The organism is Pseudomonas caspiana, assembly GCF_040224095.2.
Classification (GTDB): Bacteria; Pseudomonadota; Gammaproteobacteria; order Pseudomonadales; family Pseudomonadaceae; genus Aquipseudomonas; species Aquipseudomonas caspiana.
This window is the reverse complement of sequence record NZ_CP167995.1, coordinates 5,416,530-5,439,381: the sequence shown is the minus strand read 5'-3', so window position 1 is coordinate 5,439,381 and position 22,852 is coordinate 5,416,530. Positions and strand designations below refer to the sequence as shown.

The window sequence follows — 22,852 nt, the reverse complement described above, 5'->3', positions numbered from 1 at the left end:
AATGCGAGGCCGCGATTGCGGTTCATCAGGCAGACCGCTATAGCTGCCTCGCGTTGCTCGTGAGCTCCTACAGATCCTCGGTTACAACAAGATCGTACGAATATCAGCCAGCAGATCGCTCAGGCGCTTGGTGAAGCGCGCGGCTGCTGCGCCGTTGATTACGCGGTGATCGTAGGACAGCGACAGTGGCAGCATCAGCTTCGGCTGGAAGGCTTTGCCGTCCCAGACTGGCTGCATGGTTGCCTTGGAAACACCCAGGATCGCCACTTCAGGCGCGTTGACGATCGGCGTGAAGCCGGTGCCACCAATGTGCCCGAGGCTGGAAATGGTGAAGCAAGCGCCCTGCATTTCGTTCGCCGAAAGCTTCTTGGTACGGGCTTTTTCAGCCAGTACAGCGGCTTCAGCAGCAAGTTGCAGCAGGCTTTTCTTGTCGACGTCCTTGATGACCGGTACCAGCAGGCCTTCAGGGGTATCTACCGCGAAGCCGATGTTCACGTACTTCTTGCGGATCACCGCTTTGCCGCTTGGTGCCAGCGAAGCGTTGAAGTCTGGCAGTTCCTTGAGCAGGAAGGCGCAGGACTTGAGCAGCAGAGGCAGGATGGTCAGTTTGACGCCCGCTTTCTCGGCAACCGCTTTCTGCGCAACGCGGAAAGCTTCCAGGTCGGTGATGTCGGCCTGATCGAATTGCGTCACGTGCGGAATGTTCAGCCAGCTGCGATGCAGGCCGGTCGCGCCCAGTTGCATCAGGCGGGTCATCGGTACTTCTTCGATTTCGCCGAAACGGCTGAAGTCGACTTCAGGGATTGGCTGGATACCCGCGCCGCCGCTTGCGCCGCCCGCTGGAGCGTCCTTGGCCTTCTGCATCATGGCCTTGACGTAAACCTGCACGTCTTCTTTCAGCACACGGCCGTGTGGGCCGGTGGCGCTGACTGCGCTCAGTTCAACACCGAATTCACGAGCCAGTTGGCGAACTGCCGGGCCTGCATGAACTTTGGCGCCGTCTTTGGCAGGTGCGGCGGTTTGGGCCGGGGCAGCGGCTGGCGCTTCTGCTTTCGGTGCAGGTGCAGCGGCCGGTGCAGCTTCAGCTTTGGCCGGTGCGGCGGCAGGCGCAGCTGCTTGAGCCGGTGCAGCAGCAGGTGCAGCGCCAGCCACTTTCAATTTCAGGATCAGGTCGCCGGTGCCGACTTCGTCTTCGAGCTTGACGAGGATGGCTTCGACAACGCCTGCGGCTGGAGACGGGATCTCCATGCTGGCTTTGTCGGATTCCAGGGTGATCAGCGATTGATCAGCGGTGATGGTGTCGCCGACCTTGACCATCAGTTCGATGATCTTGGCTTTGCCCGACGAACCGATGTCCGGTACGTGGATGTCTTGTACGGTTTCAGCAGCGGCAGCAGCTGGCTCGGCAGCAGGCGCTGGTGCAGCTTCAGCAGGCTTCTCGGCCGGTGCCGGAGCGGCAGCAGCAGGGGCAGCTGCTTCGGCTGGAGCTGCGGCAGCTTCGCCTTCAACTTCCAGTTCGAAAAGCTCGTCGCCTTCTTTCAGGCGGTCGCCCAGCTTCACTTTCATGGTCTTGATGACGCCAGCCTTGGGAGCAGGAATTTCCATGCTCGCCTTGTCCGACTCCAGCGTCAGAACGCTCTGGTCAGCTTCGATGCGATCGCCGACCTTGACCATCAATTCAATAACTTCACCTTCACCGTTGCCGATGTCGGGTACGCGAATTAGCTCACTCACAATGTCTCTCCTTCGGAGAACCTGTTCACTCTCGATGCGCCGGGTAAGTCAGTTACGACAAAACAGCCTTCAATGCTCATTACCGTTATCAACAACAGTAAATTCCGCATCTTCAGCTGCCTTGTCGCTCCTCTTTCAGCGCGTTATACGATCTCGAAGCAGACTCTTAACAATCCAGTGGGTTGCGTTTCTCAGGATCGATGCCGAACTTGACGATGGCTTCAGCCACCACCTTAGGTTCGATATCGCCACGATCAGCCAAGGCTTCCAGAGCGGCCAGCACAACGAAGTGACGGTCGACTTCGAAGAAGTTACGCAGTTTCTTGCGGCTGTCGCTGCGGCCGAAACCGTCAGTGCCCAAGACTTTGTATTCCTTGGTCGGAACCCACTGACGGATCTGGTCAGCGAACAGTTTCATGTAGTCGGTCGATGCGATCACCGGACCTTTACGGCCAGCAAGGCACTCTTCAACGTAGCTGACAGCTGGCTTCTGACCAGGATGCAGACGGTTGCTGCGCTCTACGGCCAGGCCGTCGCGACGCAGTTCGTTGAAGCTGGTAACGCTCCAGACATCAGCACCGATGTTGAATTCGTCACGCAGGATTTTCGCCGCTTCGCGAACTTCACGCAGGATGGTGCCCGAGCCCAGCAACTGGACGTGATGCGCCGCTTCCTTGGTGTCTTCTTCGAGCAGGTACATGCCCTTGACGATACCTTCCTCGACACCGGCCGGCATGGCTGGCTGGGCGTAGGATTCGTTCATCACGGTCAGGTAGTAGAAAACGTCCTGCTGTTCTTCGAACATCCGGCGCATGCCGTCCTGGATGATCACTGCCAGCTCGTAACCGTAAGTCGGGTCAAAGGTGCGGCAGTTCGGGATGGTCGAGGCCAGGATGTGGCTGTGACCATCTTCGTGCTGCAGGCCTTCGCCGTTCAGCGTGGTACGGCCGGCGGTGCCGCCGATCAGGAAGCCACGGGTGCGGCTGTCGCCAGCGGCCCATGCCAGGTCGCCGATACGCTGGAAACCGAACATCGAGTAGAAGATGTAGAACGGAATCATCGGCTGGTTGTGGCTGGAGTACGAAGTACCGGCAGCGATGAAGGAGGACATGGCGCCTGCTTCGTTGATGCCTTCTTCCAGGATCTGGCCTTTCTTGTCTTCGCGATAGAACATCACTTGTTCTTTATCGACTGGCTCGTAGAGCTGGCCGACGGACGAGTAGATGCCCAACTGGCGGAACATGCCTTCCATACCGAAGGTACGGGCTTCGTCCGGAATAATCGGCACGATGCGCGGGCCAACTTCCTTGTCCTTGACCAGTTGCGAGAGGATCCGCACGAAGGCCATGGTGGTGGAAATTTCGCGGTCGCCCGAACCGTCCAGGATTGCCTTGAGGGTTTCCAGTGGCGGAGTCGGCAGGTTGAAGCTTTCAGCGCGACGCTGTGGCACGAAGCCGCCCAGCGCAGCACGACGCTCGCTCAGGTAACGGGCTTCGGCACTGCCTTCTTCCGGTTTGAAGAACGGCAGAGATTCCAGCTGGTCGTCTTTGACCGGGATGTCGAAGCGGTCACGGAAGTGACGCAGGCTGTCGACATCGACTTTCTTGGTGTTGTGCGCAGTGTTTTTCGCTTCGCCAGCACCGGTACCGTAACCTTTGATGGTCTTGGCCAGTACCACGGTCGGCTGACCTTTGTGGTTAACAGCCTGGTGGTACGCCGCGTACATTTTGTACGGGTCGTGGCCGCCACGGTTAAGTTTCCAGATTTCGTCGTCGGACAGGTCAGCAACCATCGCCTTGAGTTCAGGCGTGTTGAAGAAGTGTTCACGGACGAATGCGCCGTCTTTGGCTTTGTAGTTCTGGTACTCGCCGTCGATGACTTCGTCCATACGACGTTGCAGGATACCGTCGACGTCTTTGGCCAGCAGTGGGTCCCAGAAACGGCCCCAGACCACTTTGGTCACGTTCCACTGAGCACCGCGGAACACGCCTTCGAGTTCCTGGATGATCTTGCCGTTGCCGCGAACCGGGCCGTCGAGGCGCTGCAGGTTGCAGTTGACGACGAAGATCAGGTTGTCGAGTTTTTCACGACCGGCCAGCGCGATGGCGCCCAGGGATTCCGGCTCGTCGGTCTCGCCGTCGCCCAGGAAGCACCAGACCTTCTGCTTGCCTTCAGGAATGTAGCCGCGATGTTCCAGGTACTTCATGAAGCGCGCCTGGTAGATCGCCTGGATTGGACCCAGACCCATGGATACGGTCGGGAACTGCCAGAAATCTTTCATCAGCCAAGGGTGTGGATAAGACGACAGGCCTTTGCCGTCGACTTCCTGACGGAAGTTGTTCATTTGTTCTTCGGTGATGCGGCCTTCCATGAACGCACGGGCGTAGACGCCTGGCGATGCGTGACCCTGGAAGTAGATCAGGTCGCCGCCGTGTTCGTCGGTCGGGGCCTGGAAGAAGTAGTTGAAGCCAATGTCATACAGCGTGGCGCTGGAGGCGAAGCTGGAGATGTGACCGCCCAGGTCTGGGTCATTCAGGTTGGTTTTGACAACCATGGCCAACGCGTTCCAGCGGATCAGCGAGCGAATGCGGCGTTCCATGAACAGGTCGCCAGGCATGCGTGCTTCGTGAGTCACCGGAATCGTGTTGCGATAAGGCGTGGTGATGGCGTACGGCAGCTGCGAACCACTACGGGTGGCCAGCTCGCCCATACGGGTCATCAGGTAGTGAGCACGGTCTTCGCCTTCTTTGTCGAGAACCGATTCCAGGGCGTCCAGCCATTCCTGGGTTTCGACGGGATCGAGGTCTTGCATGGCTTGCTCCAGGGCGGAAAGGCTTCCAGAATCGGTTGCCTGAGTGTTTGCGACTGGCCTTGTGGGCAGACGACATAAATTCTTGGATGACCGGCGGTTGGTCCGGCGGCGTGTAGTTTTACTACAAATCGTCGGCTATTTCAGCCTTTCGAACTGTAGGGGCAGTAGTAAAGCTACAGGGAAGCGTATAAAACGTTCGTCATGTGTTGTGGGATAAAACGTTCCTGTTGGTTGAAAACAAACATAAACGGATCAAATCAGATGCTGGCTGCTACAAAAATCACTATCCCAGCAATTTATGACTTTTGTTCGACAGTTCTGTCAGTGGCGTGCCGGTTTCCTGCGCGCTACACAGCTCTTCGCACGCCGATCTAGGATAGACCATGAGCCTACCTTCGCTGGCCGATATTCCGGCCATCCTGCTGCCTTTAGTCTCTCGTGCGCAACAGTCGTTTCGCACATCTCTTGCTGCTTCGTCGGACAGCGCTTCGACATCTTTCGACGCCTGGCCTGAATCTCGTCGCGCAGCTTTCGACCGGGTTTGTGCGGCCAGCGACTTCGTCACCGAGCAGGTCTGTCGTGACCCGCATGTCCTGCTGGACCTCGCTGAATCCGGCGAGCTGGAGCGCAGTTTTGCGCCCGGCGAACTGCGCGGGCAGATCGCGGCAGCGTTGGCCGAAGCGGTCAGCGAGGACGAACTGGGGCGTAATCTACGTCGCCAGCGCATGCGCCAGCAAGTACGGATTATCTGGCGCGATCTGACCCGTCAGGCTGATCTGGTGGAAACCTGTCGCGACCTGTCGGAAATGGCTGACGGCTGCATAGACCTGGCTTATCAATGGCTGTACGAGCGCCATTGCCAGCAGTTCGGCACGCCCACTGGTCGGCGCAGCGGCGAAGTGCAGCAAATGGTGATTCTCGGCATGGGCAAGCTGGGTGCCGTGGAGCTGAACCTTTCGTCGGACATCGATCTGATTTTTGCGTACCCCGAAGGCGGCGAGACGGTGGGGGTCAAGCGTCCACTGGACAACCAGGAGTTTTTCATCCGCCTGGGGCAGCGTTTGATCAAGGCGCTGGACCCGATCACCGTTGACGGCTTTGTGTTCCGCGTTGACATGCGCCTGCGGCCTTACGGTTCATCCGGGGCATTGGTGCTGAGCTTCAATGCGCTTGAGCAGTATTACCAGGATCAGGGGCGAGACTGGGAACGTTACGCGATGATCAAGGCCCGCGTAGTCGGCGGTGATCAGGCTGCGGGCGAGCAGTTGCTGGAGATGCTTCGGCCATTCGTCTATCGCCGCTATCTGGATTTCTCGGCCATCGAAGCGCTGCGCACCATGAAACAGCTGATTCAGCAGGAAGTACGCCGCAAGGGCATGGCGGAGAACATCAAGCTTGGCGCAGGCGGCATTCGTGAAGTCGAGTTCATTGCACAGGCATTCCAGTTGATTCACGGTGGCCGTGACTTGAGCCTGCAACAGCGTCCTCTGCTTAAAGTGCTGCGCACGCTGGAAGGGCAGGGCTATTTGCCTGCTGCGGTCATCGACGAGCTGCGTCAGGGTTATGAATTCCTGCGTTATACCGAGCACGCCATCCAGGCGATTGCCGACCGGCAGACGCAAATGTTGCCCGACGACGAAAAGGATCAGGCCCGAATCGCTTTCATGCTGGGTTTTGCCGACTGGCAGAGTTTCCACGAACGGTTGATGCACTGGCGTGGACGAGTGTCGTGGCATTTCCGTCAAGTCATTGCGGACCCGGACTCTGATCCGGACGACGAGCAGCAGGACGAGGCCGAAGTGGTGGTTGGTGTGGAATGGCTGCCGCTGTGGGAAGAGTCCCAGGACGAAGACGCCGCCTGCCGCCAGTTGCTGTCAGGTGGTTTCGTCGACGCAGATAAAGCACTGAAGAACCTCAACGATTTGCGCAACAGCTCACAGTTGCGCTCGATGCAGCGTCTTGGCCGTGAGCGACTGGATGCGTTTATTCCGCGTCTCCTGGCGCAGGCGGTCGAGCATGACAATCCTGATCTGGTGCTCGAACGCGTGCTGCCGCTGGTTGAAGCGGTGGCCCGGCGCTCGGCTTATCTGGTGCTGCTCACCGAAAACCCTGACGCGCTGCGCCGGCTGCTCACCCTTTGCGCCGCAAGCCCGTGGATCGCCGAGCAGATTACCCGCTTCCCGTTACTGCTTGATGAGTTGCTCAACGAGGGTCGTTTATTCAGCCCGCCTCAGGCCCTGGAGTTGGCGGCGGAATTGCGCGAGCGGCTGACGCGCATTCCCGAGGATGATCTGGAGCAGCAAATGGAGGCGCTACGTCACTTCAAGCTGGCGCACCGTTTGCGCGTCGCAGCTTCTGAAATCACCGGCAGCTTGCCCTTGATGAAGGTCAGCGATTACCTGACCTGGCTGGCCGAAGCGATCCTCGAAGAAGTACTGGCTTTGGCATGGCGCCACACCGTTGCACGCCACGGCACACCTTCGCGACCGGATGGCAGCCTGTGTGATCCGGGGTTTGTCATTGTCGGCTACGGCAAGGTTGGCGGCATCGAGCTGGGGCACGGCTCGGACCTTGATCTGGTGTTCATTCATGACGGTGATCCGCAAGCTGAAACCGATGGCGCGAAACCTATCGACAGTGCGCAGTTTTTCACCCGGCTCGGGCAGCGGATCATCCATTTACTGACCGCGCAGACCAACTCCGGCCAGTTATATGAAGTGGACATGCGCCTGCGCCCGTCCGGCGCGTCGGGGTTATTGGTCAGTTCGTTGGGGGCTTTTGCCCGCTATCAAGAAAATGAAGCATGGACGTGGGAGCATCAGGCTCTGGTTCGTGCCCGTGTGCTGGTTGGCAGTCGGGAAGTCGGGCATGCATTCGAGCAAGTGCGTGCAGCGGTGCTGGGTCGTGATCGGGACTTGCCGAAGTTGCAGCAGGAGGTCAGCGAGATGCGCGCCAAGATGCGCGGCAGCCTGGGGACCAAGGCTACAGCGGCCGGAACCGCAGCGAATGCGTTTATGGCGACGGTGCCATTCGATCTCAAGCAGGACGCCGGAGGTATCGTCGATATCGAATTTATGGTGCAATACGCGGCCTTGGCGTGGTCCCGGGAACATCCGGCGCTGCTGCGTTACACCGATAACATTCGTATTCTTGAAGGGCTGGAAGAGGCCGGGCTGATCCCCGCCAGTGATGCCAGCCTGTTGCGTGAGGTTTACAAGATCTACCGTTCGGCCGCTCACCGTCAGGCCTTGCAGAACCAGGCCGGAGTCGTGCCGGGGGATCAGTTTGAAACCCAGCGGCGTGAAGTGATGCGGGTTTGGGGCGAGATGGGGTTGAGCTAGGTTCTTCAGCGCCCCTTATGGTCCCTCCACGGGCAAGCGCGCTCCTAAAGATGGGCCGCATCGTGCTGTAGGAGCGCGCTTGCCCGCGATGATGTCAGTGGAAACGCTGAATGTTCGGGTAGATCTATATAAAGCTATGACAGGGAGGCTGATCGGGTTGTGTGGGAACGTCACGCAAGCCGATCAGCCTCCCTGATCGTTTCTGTCGTTTTGGATGAAACATGAGAATTCTGATCGTTGGGCCTAGCTGGGTAGGCGACATGGTAATGGCGCAAACGCTGTTCCAGTGTCTGAAACAGCGCCACCCCGAATGCGACATCGATGTCCTGGCTCCGGAATGGAGCCGTCCGATTCTGGAGCGTATGCCTGAAGTGCGCGCGGCCCTGAGCTTTCCGCTGGGCCACGGTGCGCTGGAACTGGCCACGCGTCGCCGGATCGGCAAGTCCCTGGCGGGGCAATACGATCAGGCCATTCTGCTGCCCAACTCCTTGAAGTCCGCACTGGTGCCTTTTTTCGCGGGTATTCCAAAACGTACCGGTTGGCGTGGCGAGTTCCGCTACGGTCTGCTCAACGACGTACGGACCCTCGACAAAGAGCGTTATCCGCTGATGATCGAGCGTTTCATGGCACTGGCGTACGAGCCAGGCGCTGATCTGCCGCGTCCGTATCCAAAACCTGACCTGCGCATTGACCTCACCACCCGCGACACCGCGCTCGCCAAGTTTGGCCTGAGCCTGGATCGACCGGTGCTGGCGCTGTGTCCCGGCGCCGAGTTTGGCGAATCCAAACGCTGGCCTGCCGAGCATTACGCGAAAGTCGCCGAAGCGAAGATTCGTGAAGGTTGGCAAGTCTGGTTGTTCGGTTCAAAGAAAGATCATCCTGTCGGTGAAAGCATTCGTGAACGGCTGATTCCGGGCTTGCGCGAAGAGTCGGTCAACCTAAGCGGCGATACTTCGCTGGCTGAAGCCATTGATCTGCTGTCGTGCGCCGATGCCGTTGTGTCCAACGACTCGGGCCTGATGCACGTCGCTGCGGCGCTGAATCGCCCATTGGTGGCGGTTTACGGCTCGACATCGCCGGGCTTCACGCCGCCGCTGGCCGATCAGGTAGAAGTGGTGCGTCTGGGGCTCGAGTGCAGCCCGTGCTTTGATCGTACTTGCCGGTTCGGCCACTACAATTGCATGCGCCTGCTGGAGCCGGACTCTGTGGTGCAGGCACTGGGTAATCTGGACGCCACGCCGGTGGAGGTCGCCTGATTGCGGGTCTTGCTGATCAAAACTTCATCACTGGGTGATGTGATTCACGCGCTGCCAGCGCTGACTGATGCGGCGCGGGCCATACCGGGTATCCAGTTTGACTGGGTGGTCGAGGAGGGTTTTGCCGAAATCCCCACTTGGCACCCAGCCGTTGGCAATGTGATTCCAGTCGCGATCCGGCGCTGGCGCAAGAATCTCTGGCAAACATTCAAGACCGGAGAGTGGCGGCGCTTCAAGCAGCGTTTGCGCGACACCCATTACGACCTGGTGATCGACGCTCAGGGGTTGCTGAAAAGCGCCTGGCTGACCCGCTATGTCAGCGCGCCCGTGGTCGGACTGGACAAGGATTCGGCCCGCGAACCACTCGCCAGTCGTTTTTACGATCAGGCTTATCCAGTCGCGCGCGGGCAACATGCGGTGGAGCGTCTGCGGCAACTGTTCGGTCAGGCGCTGGGTTACGCAGTGCCTGCCGGGTTGGGCGATTATGGTCTCGACCGTGAACGCCTGCTGGGCGCAGACGTGAACACGCCGCCATTCGTTCTATTTCTGCACGGCACCACTTGGGACACTAAGCACTGGCCCGAGCTGTATTGGCGGCAGTTGGCCGAGCGCATGGGCGCGCAGGGCCTGCAAGTACGTCTGCCGTGGGGTAACCCGACTGAGAAAGCCCGTGCCGAGCGCATCGCCGAAGGACTGGAACACGCGGTGGTGCTGCCGAAGCTGAATCTGGCAGGCGTCGCTCAGGTACTCGCCAGTGCGCAGGCGTGTGTGGCCGTGGACACCGGCATCGGTCATTTGGCCGCTGCACTGGATGTGCCGACGGTTTCCCTGTTTGGCCCGACCAACCCGGGCCTGACCGGTGCCTACGGCAAGTCGCAGATTCACCTGGCGGGTGACTACCCGGCGTGTGCGCCATGCCTGCAAAAGAAATGTACGTATCAACCGACGGATGAAGACCGCCGTCAGTTCGATACAAAACGCGAGTGGCCGATGTGCTTCACTCGTATGAATCCCGAGCGGGTAGCGAGCCAATTGGGTTCGCTGTTGCTGGCAAAGGAGCCCGGCTGATGCAACTGGCTTTTGTACTTTATAAATACTTCCCGTTCGGCGGGCTGCAACGCGACTTCATGCGTATCGCTCTGGAGTGCCAGCAGCGCGGGCATCAGATTCGCGTTTACACCCTGATCTGGGAGGGCGAAGTGCCGCCGGGCTTCGAAGTGCTGGTGGCTCCGGTCAAAGCGTTCTTCAACCATCGCCGCAATGAAAAGCTCAGTGCCTGGATGGAAGCGGACCTGGCCAAGCGTCCGGTGGATCGTCTGATCGGCTTCAACAAAATGCCGGGCCTGGACGTGTATTACGCCGCCGACGGTTGCTTTGAGGACAAGGCGCAGACCTTGCGCCATTCGCTGTATCGCCAATGGGGCCGCTATCGCCATTTTGCCGAGTACGAGCGAGCAGTGTTCGCCAAAGACGCGAAGACTCAGGTGCTGATGATTTCCGAAGTTCAGCAGCCTCTGTTCATCAAGTATTACGATACGCCGTTGTCGCGCTTTCATCTGTTGCCGCCGGGCATTGCCCAGGATCGTCGCGCACCGGCTGACGCGCCGCAGATTCGCGCCGGGTTCCGCAAGGAATTCGGGCTGGCTGACGATGACCTGCTGCTGGTGCAAATTGGCTCCGGGTTCAAGACCAAGGGCGTGGATCGCAGCCTGAAGGCGCTCGCCGCGCTGCCAGCCGAACTTAAAAAACGCACCCGGCTGTTTGTAATCGGTCAGGACGACCCCAAAGTATTCCAGCTGCAAAGCGCGACGCTGGGCCTGGGTGATCACGTCACCTTCATGAAAGGGCGCAGCGATATCCCGCGTTTCCTGATGGGGGCCGATGTGTTGATTCATCCGGCGTACAACGAAAACACCGGTACCGTGCTGCTCGAAGCACTGGTCGCAGGCCTGCCTGTGCTGGTCAGCGCGGTGTGTGGCTACGCTCATTACATCGCCGAAGCCGACAGCGGTCTGGTACTGGATGAGCCGTTCGAACAGGCACAGCTCAATCAATATCTGGCGAACATGCTGGCCGACGACACGGCCCGCGCCGACTGGAGCCGCAATGGTCTGGCCTTTGCTGATACGGCAGACCTCTACAGCATGCCGCAGCACGCGGCCGATGTGATTCTGGCGGAGCACTACACATGAAGTTGTTCCTAGCTGAGCCGTTCAAGACCCTTTGGGAAGGCCGTGATGCCTTTGCCGAAGTCGAGCGTCTGGACGGTCAGGTCTATCGCGAGCTCGAAGGTCGACGCACGTTGCGCACCGAAGTCGACGGTCGCGGTTATTTCGTCAAGATTCACCGCGGCATTGGCTGGGGTGAAATTGGCAAGAATCTGCTCACCGCCAAATTGCCCGTGTTGGGTGCCGGCATGGAGTGGCAGGCCATCGCCCGCCTGAAAGAAGTCGGTGTGCCGACCATGACCGCCGTGGCTTATGGCGAACGGGGCAATAACCCGGCGGCCCAGCATTCTTTTATCGTTACTGAAGAGTTGGCGCCTACCGAAAGCCTGGAAGACGTCAGTATCAATTGGCGCAATGAGCCGCCAGAGCCACGTCTCAAGCGCGCGTTCATTGCTGAAGTGGCACGGCTGGTTGGCATGATGCATCGCGCCGGGGTCAACCACCGCGACTGTTACATCTGCCATTTCCTGTTGCACACCGACAAGCCAGTCACTGCCGATGATTTCCGTCTCTCGGTGATCGATCTGCACCGCGCCCAGACCCGCCGGGCGATAACCCCGCGCTGGCGTAACAAGGATCTGGCTGCATTGTATTTCTCGGCTTTGGATATCGGTCTGACGCGGCGCGACAAACTGCGTTTCCTCAAAGGTTATTTCCAGCAACCCTTGCGTCAGGTGCTGGCTGAAGAAGCCAGGCTGCTGCGCTGGCTGGAAGTCAAAGCCGACAAGCTTTATGAGCGTAAAGTCCGCTACGGAGATGCGCTCTGATGGCGGGTTGGAATCTGGAACCAGCTTACGCGTCCCTGGCGGAAGATTTTGGCAGTCTGGACGCGGTGTTTGCCTTGCAGGGCGAGCAACTGACCCGTGATCCGCTGTCCGAGGTGATCAAGGTCCAGCGCGAAGGGGTGAATTATTACGTCAAGCGCTACGTGGGCGCGGGTAAAGGCTTGCGCCGCTACCTGGGCAAGCCGCGGGTCAAGTCCGAGTGGCAGAACCTCAAGCGCTTCGCCAAGTGGGGCATTCCTACTGCCGAGGTCGTGGCGTGGGGCCTTGAGCGTCGTGGTACCGCTTATGATCGGGGGGCGTTGATTACCCGAGAGCTGCCCAACACTGAAGATCTGTCTGCGTTGGCAAACCATAAAGACTCGCGCTTATCGGACCGTTCATGGGTTGATGTCATCAGTCGGCAAGTGGCCCGCTACACTCGCGCCATGCATGATCAGAACTTCACCCACAACGACCTGAAGTGGCGCAACCTGCTGGTGGACGATAAAGCCACGGTGTTCCTGATCGATTGTCCTAACGGAGCCTTCTGGTGGAGCTTCATGCTGCGCTATCGGATCACCAAGGATTTGGCGTGTCTGGACAAGCTGGGTAAATACCATCTGTCCAACACCCAGCGTCTGCGCTTCTATTTGCAGTATCGGCAGCGTGCGCGACTCAATGCGTCCGACAAGAAACGCATCCGCCATGTCGTCAGTTTCTTTGAGGGACGCGAATGACCGATTTTATTGCACCCAGTGAGCGCCCGTTGCTGGAACGCCACGGCCTGGCTGATTTCGACTCGCTTTGGGAGGTCCAGCTTGATGCTGTCGATGAACCCAATACCGGTCGCGGCGGCTGGAGCAGCGTGTTCCGCATGGAGCTTGAAGGCTCGGGCTTTTACCTCAAGCGCCAGAGCAATTACCTGACTCGCACCTTGCACCATCCGTTTGGCGAACCTTCGTTTTCCCGCGAGTTTCGTAACATCAGCCGTTATCAGCAGTTGGGTATTCCCGCGTTGCAGGCGGTGTTTTACGGCGAGCAGCGAGTCAAGGGTGAGCGCCGCGCAATCCTCATGACGCGGGCGCTGGATGGCTGGACTGATCTGGATACGCTGCTGCAGCACTGGCCCGAGATGGAGAGCCAGCAGCAGTCCGCGATTCTGCAATCCTGTGGTGACCTGGCGCGCACGCTGCATGCTGCCCGGCAAGTGCACGGCTGTTTCTATCCCAAGCATATTTTCATGCGGGCCAAGGCGGGCTTTTATCGCGCCCAGTTGATCGACCTGGAAAAAACCCGGCCATTACTGCTGGGCCAGCGTGACCGGATCAAGGACCTGGAGCCGTTGCTGCGTCGAGCACCGATGTGGAGCAGTGCGCAGGTTCGCGAATTGCTGGCGGCTTACCTGCAAGCGGGGATCGAGAGCCCGCAGGTTGAAGATTTGTATGTGCGGCTCGGTAAGCGAGGCAGCCATAAACGCGCTACGCGGCGCAGCGAACATGAAGAGATCCGTTGATGCGTTTGTCTGAACTCAAAGAGGCCGGACGCACGCCTGTTCTGCCGATCAATCTGGCGCTAGCGGATGCCGCTGGCCCTGCTGAATTGCAGTTGCTGACGTTGCTACGGGTTTTGCCTGGGCAGCGTTATGTCGGCGCCGGGGTATGGCGCGGTCGGCCGGTGCTGGCCAAGTTACTGATCGGCCCGAAAGCAGCACGGCATTTTCAGCGCGAGCTGGAAGGCGTACGCGCCTTGGCAGCGCAGGGCATGACCACGCCACTGCTGCTGGCTGACGGCTTACAGGACGGTGAGGGCGGCTGGCTGCTTTTCGAGTTTCTAGAACAGGCCCGCAGTCTGGGGGATGCCTGGCTTGAAGTGGAGCACCAGGCACCGTTGAGCGACGCGCAGCAGGAAGTGTTGGGGGAGGCGTTGTCGGCTATCGCCCGGTTGCACCTCAAAGGGCTTTGGCAGGAAGACCTGCATCTGGACAACCTGCTGCGCTGCAACGGCAAGCTGTACCTGATCGATGGTGCGGGCATTCGTACTGAAGAAGCTGGCAAACCGTTGTCCCGGCAAAAAGTGCTGGAAAACCTCGGCGTGTTTTTCGCGCAGTTGCCCAAGTCTCTTGAACCGTTCACCGAAGAGTTGCTGGTGCACTACCTGTTGAGCAACGGCGAACATGGTTTGCCGATGGAAGCGTTGCAGAAGCAGATCGATAAGGTCCGGGCCTGGCGATTGAAGGATTACCTGGATAAGGCCGGCCGCGATTGCAGCCTGTTCAGCGTGATCGATGAGCCGTCGCAATTGCGCGCGATTCGCCGGGAAGAGGAAGCAGCAATGTTGCCGGTGCTGGCTAACGCCGATGCGTTGCTGGATCAGGGCCACCTGTACAAGACCGGCGGCGCGGCGAGTGTCGCCAAGGTCGAAGTCGATGGCCGTGCGCTGGTGATCAAGCGCTACAACATCAAGGATCTGGCTCACTGGTTCAAGCGCTTCTGGCGTCCGAGCCGTGCCTGGCATTCGTGGCGCGAGGGCAATCGACTGATGTTCCTCGGCATCGCTACGCCCAAGCCACTGGCACTGCTGGAGACACGCTTTTTCGGTTTGCGGAACAAGGCGTATCTGGTCACCGAGTTTTTGCCCGGGCCGGATATCATCGAGCGTTTTGCGCCGTATGTGGCGTCGGGGGATGCGCCGGAAAGCGAGCTGTTGGCGCTGGATCAGCTCTTCGAACAGTTGGTGCGCGAGCGCATCAGCCATGGTGATCTGAAAGGCCATAACGTGTTCTGGCATCAGGATCGCTGGGCTTTGATTGATCTGGACGCGATGTGTCAGCACGCGTCACAGACCTCGTTCGCTACGGCCTTCGCCAAAGACCGCGCCCGTTTCATGCGCAACTGGCCCGCCGACAGCGCGCTGCACCAATTGCTGGAACAGCGGCTGCCGAAGGTTTAGCGCAGGCTACCTACCAACCTGTGGGAGCTGAGCTTGCTCGCGATGCAGGCACCGCAGTCGTTCAGACAGACCGCGTCATCGTTGATCGCGAGCAAGCTCGGCTCCTACAGGTGAGCATTGACCGACGCAGTTGCGATCTATTGTGGGAGCGAGGCTTGCATCGCGATGCAGGCGCCGCAGTCGTTCAGACAGACCGCGTTATCGTTGATCGCGAGCAAGCTCGGCTCCTACAGGTGAGGGTTGACCGACGCAGTTGCGGTCTATTGTGGGAGCTGAGCTTGCTCGCGATGCTAGCACCGCAGTCATTCAGGCAGACCGCGTTATCGTTGATCGCGAGCAAGCTCGGCTCCTACAGGTGAGCGTTGACCGACGCAGTTGCGATCTATTGTGGGAGCGAGGCTTGCCCGCGATGCAGGCGCCGCAGTCGTTCAGGCAGACCGCGTTATCGTTGATCGCGAGCAAGCTCGGCTCCTACAGGTGAGGGTTGACCGACGCAGTTGCGATCTATTATGGGAGCGAGGCTTGCTCGCGATGCAGGCGCCGCAGTCGTTCAGACAGACCGCGTTATCGTTGATCGCGAGCAAGCTCGACTCCTACAGGTGAGGGTTGACCGACGCAGTTGCGATCTATTGTGGGAGCGAGGCTTGCCCGCGATGCAGGCGCCGCAGTCGTTCAGACAGACCGCGTTGTCGTTGATCGCGAGCAAGCTCGGCTCCTACAGGTGAGGGTTGACCGACGCAGTTGCGATCTATTGTGGGAGCGAGGCTTGCCCGCGATGCAGGCGCCGCAGTCGTTCAGACAGACCGCGTTGTCGTTGATCGCGAGCAAGCTCGGCTCCTACAGGTGAGCATTGACCGACGCAGTTGCGATCTATTGTGGGAGCGAGGCTTGCCCGCGATGCAGGCGCCGCAGTCGTTCAGGCAGACCGCGTTGTCGTTGATCGTGAGCAAGCTCGGCTCCTACAGATGAGGGTTGACCGACGCAGTTGCGATCTATTGTGGGAGCGAGGCTTGCCCGCGATGCAGGCGCCGCAGTCGTTCAGGCAGACCGCGTTATCGTTGATCGCGAGCAAGCTCGGCTCCTACAGGTGAGGGTTGACCGACGCAGTTGCGATCTATTGTGGGAGCGAGGCTTGCATCGCGATGCAGGCGCCGCAGTCGTTCAGACAGACCGCGTTATCGTTGATCGCGAGCAAGCTCGGCTCCTACAGGTGAGCATTGACCGACGCAGTTGCGATCTATTGTGGGAGCGAGGCTTGCCCGCGATGCAGGCGCCGCAGTCGTTCAGACAGACCGCGTTGTCGTTGATCGCGAGCAAGCTCGGCTCCTACAGGTGAGCATTGACCGACGCAGTTGCGATCTATTGTGAGAGCGAGGCTTGCCGCGATGCTAGCATCGCAGTCATTCAGGCAGACCGCGTTGTCGTTGATCGCGAGCAAGCTCGACTCCTACAGGTGAGGGTTGACCGACGCAGTTGCGATCTATTGTGGGAGCGAGGCTTGCGCGCGATGCAGGCACCGCAGTCATTCAGGCAGACCGCGTTATCGTTGATCGCGAGCAGACTCGGCTCCTGCCAATATCCCGGTGATGTTTATCCGACTCGCGTCAGGTTGATCTCCTCCAGCCCGACAATCAGGGCATCCATGTCTTCATAAGGTTGCAGGTTGACCGAAGTCCACGTGGCTCGCTCCACATAAACCTGCCCTCGGGCGTTAACCCTCACGGGCGTGCGATGAATCGCGTTGTCTCGCGAGCGATGGACGATGACCGGCAAACTATTCTCACTTTCTTCCACCAGAAACATGCCCGGCCTGATCAGTCGTTCTTCGACAGGCAACGATTGTGCAGGTCTGACAGCAGCGACGGGCTTGAGTGTTTCCATTTCCAACCGGAAGTCGCTTTTGACAAAGCGCTGTTGGCTGCTCAGCGTATCGGTCAGTTTTTCACCCGGATCTATCGATATACCTCGAGCCTGTCCAGGCCTCACATCAATCACTCGAACACCGATACCGCCTTCCAGCTCGGCGAGGCCCGGCACGATTTTTTCGAAGGTGTTGGCATGGCTGTTACCAACCAGGGCTATCCATTTGTGGGCGCCCATAACTTCCTGATGTTTGCGCACGGTGCGTGAAGCGAAGTGACTGAACATCTGTTGACGGGTGGTCGGCGCCAGATTATCGAGGTCTCTGAGGTAGTAACTGGCGCTACAGTCGATGGCCCTGATTTCCAGGCCCTGTCCTCGTGCTTTATTGATCAGTTGCTCAAAGGTGTAAACACCATCGATATCGGTGTGATGCCCTCGGTCCAGCTTCTTCAGATCATGAAGCAGGGTTTTGCTCATGTGACCGGTCTCGACGAAACGATCCAGGTCGGCCTGATGTACGTCGCTAAGCAGATGCTCAACGTAAAGCGTTTTAACATCTTGTCGGGCCAGCAGCGGTAAGTTGTCGATGATCAACTGCTTGCTGGCAATGGATGAGTGGGCCTCGCCAATGACTACGCCGTTGGCATGTTGATAAATGTCTTCGAGAAAATCGCTATGGCCCATGCTTGGCGCAACGGCTGGCATTGGCGGGCGAGCTGGTAGCTCCCTGCTGATGATGGTGCGGGCATCTTTCTGCAATGTGTTGCGCAGGTTGAAGAATTGATCGCTGACCAGCGCGTGCTGTTTGTTAACGCTGAAATAACGTGAGTCCAGTCCGCGGCTTTCGAAATTGATCAACTCATGCAGCGTGTGGTGTGTTTCGGCAGGCATCGAATAGACGGGGTCCTGCAACGATAGCTGTATCGCCGTGGGTGGCGTTTCAGCAGGCCAGTGCTGTGCGTCGACGGGTTGCCAGCCGCTGGCGTCGTTCCATTCAAAGCCTGGTTTACCCGTATAAGGGTTATCGATTTCGGCGCTGATTTTTCCGTGCATCTGTCGATAAAGCGCGTCATCGAGTCGGCTGGGTGGCGAGTGCTTCAGGACTGCTGCAAGGCTTGGTGCGTCTTGATCGCGGATCAGCGGATTAGCCATTTCGATCTTGAAGTCGGCCTTGCCATACGCAGTCCCTGTTTCTTCAATTTCTCTACTGATAATGGTGGCTCGACTGTGGGGCACGTCATGTACGCGTACGCTGATCGCGCCTTGCAACTCGGCAATGCCAGGGACTTGTTGGTAAGTAGTGGCCAGCTTCTGGTCAAGCAATGCCACCCAGCGGCGTGACGGGTGAGAGGCAACGTCGGCGCTGATAAGGATATGAGCAAAAAAGTTGCTCATTTTCTGTTCGGTTGCAAGGTCGCCCACAGCTGTTGCCACCGGGTTGTTAGACAGTGGGTAGCTAACCGAAGAGCTGAGCGGTCGAACTTCCAGACCGTGGTGGTGTGCGGTCTTTATCAAGTGGTAGTAGTCGTATTCCTTGCTGCGGTTTTTCAGTGCGCCGCTGTTGAGGTCTTCCAGCCAGAATTTCAGATCACTGGAGCCTGCTTTGCTTCTGGCCCCCAGCTTTCGGTACTTCTCCAGCTTGTACATATGAAGGTCGGTAAATAGATGCTGGATGTACAGGACCTTCACATCCTGCTCAGCCAGTGCGGCCATGTTCTCGATCAGCAAACGCTTGCTGGCGATCGATCTTGGGGCCTCGCTGATAACCAGAGCGTTGTTGTTTTCAAAGATTTTTTTGATCAGCCCGGTTGCTCCTGCGTTGACATCGAGCTGCGGCAACGCCGGGCGTGGTGAAGGGACGAACGAGGCAAAAAACGCCTGGGCGTCGGCGTAGAGCTTTTCTCTTTGTGTGGTGAACGTCGAGCGCATGTCGCTGAAGATGAACTCGAAATACTCCTCAAAATCCAGCCCCAGCATTTCCCCCGATCTGCCGGTATTACTGATGCCTCTGAAGTGCGGGCGTAACTGTAGTGGTAGTTCGTAGGGCACGACTGCCGCAGTGATGGCATCGGCGGTTGTCGTTGTCGGTTCACTTACCAGCGGCTTGAATGAGTCGTCCATGCCGCCACGCAGGTTGGAGCGTTCCAGTAATTGCCATTTGTTCTGATCATCCAGCCGTACCGGACGCCTGCCGAAAAACGCGAATGGATTCTGTGGATCGATGATGTTCCAGCAGCGCGCACCTGCATCAAATTGAACCTCGAAAACCTGAGTCCCAAGTTCGATGTAGTACTTGTTGTTGACCACGCTGACGCCCTTCGCATGGCCGGACGACAGCACGATTGTATCTTTCAGTGACAGGTTCACTGAGAGCCCCTGTTTTGTACCGTCGGCGCTTGCGTGGGCTGGCTGGCTCAGAGGTCGCCATTTCCCGTCAAGGTCGAGTCGGGCGAACTCCCCGGTCGGCAGTGCTGTCTCGGTTTGATCGCTAACGCCTTTGTACACAGACGCGTGACCATTCACGTTCGGCTTGCTGCGCCAGAAGGTTTCCCCTTCAAGGTTGACCGGGTGCAGATCAGCCTGACTTGGCGTGCGCGTGATGTTTTTTGCAGCCGGAAGTGCTGACGCGTGTTTGGCGCTGTCATCAAGTTGGCGCAGCGCACCGAAGCCTTTCATGCCGGCTGACAAATCCCCGGCAGCGCCCAGGGTGTTGAACAGTGAGCTGAGAATGTAGGCGCTGGCGGTTTCCCGGTCGCCGTTGGCGAAGGCTTGCAGCGCTTTCATGCTGTCGTGCAGGGAAAGCAGGGCGCCGACCGCAAAGCTGGCGGGCGGGAAGGGTAGCGTGACAACGGTGGCGAGCAGTTCGAATGTTGTCCAGGCCAGCTTGGCCAGCATGTCACTGCGGCCGGTGGTGGTGTCTTCGACATCACGCAGTTGTCGTTCGAGCGGGCGATTGAAACAGATGTCCTGAAAGTCCTTCACCGCATCACGAGGTGTAACCGGTGCTTTGCTTTTACCACCCTGCTCCATGTCACGGAGAAAAAATGCCAACTTGCGGCGTGCGTCAACCCGGCAGCGGTCCTTGTAGTAATCAATCATGCCAGCGCTGGAAAGCGAGGCCTTGAAGTCGCTCAACAGACGAAACTCCAGGCCATCCGGTGCCTGCGGGGTGTAGAGCATTGCCCCTTGAGTGGCATCGGTGGATGACAACACATAACAGCCCTGTACGGTTTCAACCTGAGTCAGCTCGACCCTGACAGGCGAAATGATGTTGTAGAGATCTTTCGCTATTTCGCCCGCCTGCGGAATATCGGTAGCTATCAGTGGGTTTTCCAGGCGCAGTTGCAAGGTGTGCAGGGGGTGGCGGCGTCTTGCCTGGCTGTCAGTCTGGTGTAGATGATCCATGGATAGCCTGAGCCATTGATACTGCCCGGGGACGAGTTGGCCTTTGAGATAGCTGCGTAACGCGGCCGCTTTCATTTGCAATACGGTGATCTGCAGGCTGCTGCGCCGGCGATGCTTGTAGCCGGGAGAATCCGGCGCGAGCAGGGTGTCCCTGACCAGCTTGATGTAGTCATCGCTAAGCCATTTACCATGCACCGAGCGTGCGACTTTCTGTGCGGTCAGTGGCGTCAGGTCAATATGCGGCGGGCCGCTGAATGTGGCTTGGGTATCAGCGCTACTGTTGAGGAAACCGAGGGTGTCGTCATGACCGTTGCGCAGCATCTGCGTATAGCTGAGCACTTCGCGTTGGGAGGTAATGATGATCTGGTCTGGGTCGACACTGCCTTCAGCCACGCCCAGCAACTCGCTGATTTTTTTGCTGGCGCGCTGATGAACATAGTCTTCGAATGCCTGAGCCTGAGCGGGCGATTTTGCGTTGAGGTTTTGCGTGGCACCGGCTATCGCGTCCTCCAGAGCCAGCAACTCCTGCTGCTCGACAGGCGTGGCGCGCACGTACCAGTCCGGGATTCGTTGCGCCTGATCGGCAGCAGCCACCCGCACATGTTGGCGCACGAATTGCCCAAGGGCCTGGTTGTAGTGGCTACGACTAATGAGTTGAACGTAATTGGCTGGCGGATAGGGTTTCAGGCGTAAAGCGGCGAAGCGCTTCTCGAGGTTCTCTCGGCTCGACGCAGAAACCTGTTTGAGCAAGTAGCGGCTCATTTCAGGCGATGTGGTCCAGCTGACCAGTTCGTGTGTTAGCTGAGTCTGGTTGTCGAAGCCCTGAAAGCGTTGTGTCCGCGGCGCATCGGCAGCAAACATGATCAGTCGCTCAACACGCCCCTGGCTGTCGTTCTTACGAAAAACCAGTATGCCGCCCAGAATGTCGCCGTCATCGAGCTTGATCTGCTGGACTTGCAGGTTTGGCGTCGTTTGCCCCGTTGGGTCCGCTTCGATTTGTTCGATGACGGCGAAATCTTCGGTCAGGATATGCCCCTGCATCCTTGCCGCGTAAGCCAGCGCTGTAACCTGCTTGCGTGTCAGATCGCACATCAACTGCTGATTGTGTTCAGAGGCGTAGGCTATGCGTTGGTACTCGCGAAACGCTGTGCCCAGCTTCAATTCATCGACCAGTTTCGCCAGATAGGCGTTGGTCAACAGTGGATGGCTCATCTGCATGAGCGAGCCGTTCATTTGAACGGTGGTAAGCGTCTGGAAGGCAGAATTGGCATCACGATCGCCGGGATGCAGCCCGTACAACGCCAGATGCAGCAGTGAGCGTTGTGTCGTATAGCGTTCGCCGGTGATAGCCAGTCGGCGCTGCGTCGTGACTATCACCTGTTCGGGGTCCAGCTCATAGCCAAGGTCAGAAGCGAGGCGGGCGCGCAATTGAACCCGAGCGAAGTGCTCATGCGACGACGCGCCACCCAAGGCGCTGAGCAGTGCCGTGCGGGCCTGTTCGTAATGGGTCAGACGCTGCTGATATTGATTGAGGTCGCTCGGGTCGGCGATCTTGATCCAGTGAGGCAGATGCCGACGTTGTTGGCGTTCCCAGTAAGCCATTTCGCGTTGTGCAAGCATGGCGCCGGGACCAAACAGACCTTGCATGCCAAGAGCCGCGTTAAGTCGCGCCGTTTTATTACCGGGTGCCTGTGTATCGAAAACGGCATGACGTACGTCTTCGCGTTGTTTGTAGAGTTGGCGCTCGAAAGCATGTGCAAAGGGATTGCCGATTACCGCTTGCAACTGCAGGTCAGCAGCGGTGAAGGGCTCCAGATAGAGATTTGGATCCTGGGTGATGGTTTCCAGTAATCGCTGGTCACGCTGCTGGGCATTGTTGAACAGCGCATGGCGTAATACATCGTTGTTGAGCCACTGAACGAGCGCTTCGCTAAAGACGGTCCGGCTCGCGAAACCCTCTGCACCGACGCCGGGCAATACCAGTAAGGTCAGGCCTGTCATGGAAATGAAAACCAGAGCCCCAGCGATTTCAATGGTCGTCCTGTCATTGAGTTGCACGTGCAGAGTGAACGTCTCCAAAGACGTTTCAATCTCTTTGCTGGCCGTTGGCAGAGGTAGGCAGATGCTGTACTGCGTTTCTAGATTGCGTTCATGATTTTTGACAATCACCTCGTTGCGCAGCGTCTGCTCCATCCCGTCGATGAACAGGGCCTTGCGGCTATTGCCCTTGGCGCTGGTTGCTTGCCAGAAGTCGTGGAGTTGTTCGAGCAGAGCGGTCACTTCGGCTTCTTTGGCTGTTTCGTCCTGCCCGGCAGGCGGCTCAACGGTTGCTGTGCTGGCTTTGGGCAATAACTTGAGCTCATCGTTGAGCGTGACATCTAGAGCGCTGAGCTGCTGCAAAGCGGTAGCCGCCAATGGCAGGGTATCTGCTGGGGCAGTGGGGAGCGGAGTGAGTTGTTGCATAGGTGTCGATAATCCTGAATGACTGAATGGTGCAAAA

At 58.4% G+C, this 22,852-nt stretch carries 11 protein-coding genes; 8 read left to right on the top strand and 3 right to left on the bottom strand.

Annotation, left to right across the window (positions count from 1 at the left end; all coding sequences use genetic code 11):
• Nucleotides 1-81: 81 nt before the first annotated feature.
• Nucleotides 82-1,734, bottom strand: coding sequence for a dihydrolipoyllysine-residue acetyltransferase (gene aceF, locus ABRP31_RS24595; protein WP_349973239.1), 1,653 nt, complete (start codon nucleotides 1,732-1,734; stop codon nucleotides 82-84).
• Nucleotides 1,735-1,900: 166 nt separating this feature from the next.
• Nucleotides 1,901-4,546, bottom strand: coding sequence for a pyruvate dehydrogenase (acetyl-transferring), homodimeric type (gene aceE / locus ABRP31_RS24590; RefSeq protein WP_087271358.1), 2,646 nt, complete (start codon nucleotides 4,544-4,546; stop codon nucleotides 1,901-1,903).
• Between the two features lie 383 nt (nucleotides 4,547-4,929).
• Here aceE and glnE point away from each other — a divergent pair, with 383 nt between their 5' ends.
• From glnE to ABRP31_RS24550, 8 genes are all read left to right on the top strand, one after another.
• A complete protein-coding gene (glnE, locus tag ABRP31_RS24585; RefSeq protein WP_349973242.1) occupies nucleotides 4,930-7,887 on the top strand; it encodes a bifunctional [glutamate--ammonia ligase]-adenylyl-L-tyrosine phosphorylase/[glutamate--ammonia-ligase] adenylyltransferase in 2,958 nt (985 codons plus the stop codon).
• Nucleotides 7,888-8,108: 221 nt separating this feature from the next.
• Complete coding sequence (gene waaF, locus ABRP31_RS24580; RefSeq protein WP_349973244.1) at nucleotides 8,109-9,143, top strand: lipopolysaccharide heptosyltransferase II; 1,035 nt, start codon at nucleotides 8,109-8,111, stop codon at nucleotides 9,141-9,143.
• Nucleotides 9,144-10,211, top strand: coding sequence for a lipopolysaccharide heptosyltransferase I (gene waaC / locus ABRP31_RS24575; RefSeq protein WP_349973246.1), 1,068 nt, complete (start codon nucleotides 9,144-9,146; stop codon nucleotides 10,209-10,211).
• The gene (locus ABRP31_RS24570; RefSeq protein ID WP_349973248.1) at nucleotides 10,211-11,335 is read left to right on the top strand and encodes a glycosyltransferase family 4 protein; all 1,125 of its coding nucleotides are present in this window, start codon (nucleotides 10,211-10,213) and stop codon (nucleotides 11,333-11,335) included. Before waaC ends, ABRP31_RS24570 begins: the two co-directional genes overlap by 1 nt.
• On the top strand, nucleotides 11,332-12,138 hold the full coding sequence (gene rfaP / locus ABRP31_RS24565; protein WP_087271372.1) for a lipopolysaccharide core heptose(I) kinase RfaP: 807 nt from the start codon (nucleotides 11,332-11,334) through the stop codon (nucleotides 12,136-12,138). The genes ABRP31_RS24570 and rfaP overlap by 4 nt, the downstream gene beginning before the upstream one ends.
• Nucleotides 12,138-12,872, top strand: a complete 735-nt coding sequence (locus ABRP31_RS24560) for a lipopolysaccharide kinase InaA family protein (protein WP_349973250.1) — start codon at nucleotides 12,138-12,140, stop codon at nucleotides 12,870-12,872. The genes rfaP and ABRP31_RS24560 overlap by 1 nt, the downstream gene beginning before the upstream one ends.
• Nucleotides 12,869-13,648, top strand: coding sequence for a lipopolysaccharide kinase InaA family protein (locus tag ABRP31_RS24555; RefSeq protein ID WP_087271378.1), 780 nt, complete (start codon nucleotides 12,869-12,871; stop codon nucleotides 13,646-13,648). Before ABRP31_RS24560 ends, ABRP31_RS24555 begins: the two co-directional genes overlap by 4 nt.
• Nucleotides 13,648-15,084, top strand: a complete 1,437-nt coding sequence (locus ABRP31_RS24550) for a lipopolysaccharide kinase InaA family protein (protein WP_349973254.1) — start codon at nucleotides 13,648-13,650, stop codon at nucleotides 15,082-15,084. The genes ABRP31_RS24555 and ABRP31_RS24550 overlap by 1 nt, the downstream gene beginning before the upstream one ends.
• Nucleotides 15,085-16,674: 1,590 nt before the next feature.
• Here ABRP31_RS24550 and ABRP31_RS24545 read toward each other — a convergent pair.
• A complete protein-coding gene (locus ABRP31_RS24545) occupies nucleotides 16,675-22,815 on the bottom strand; it encodes a membrane-targeted effector domain-containing toxin (RefSeq protein ID WP_349971866.1) in 6,141 nt (2,046 codons plus the stop codon).
• Between the last annotated feature and the right edge of the window lie 37 nt (nucleotides 22,816-22,852).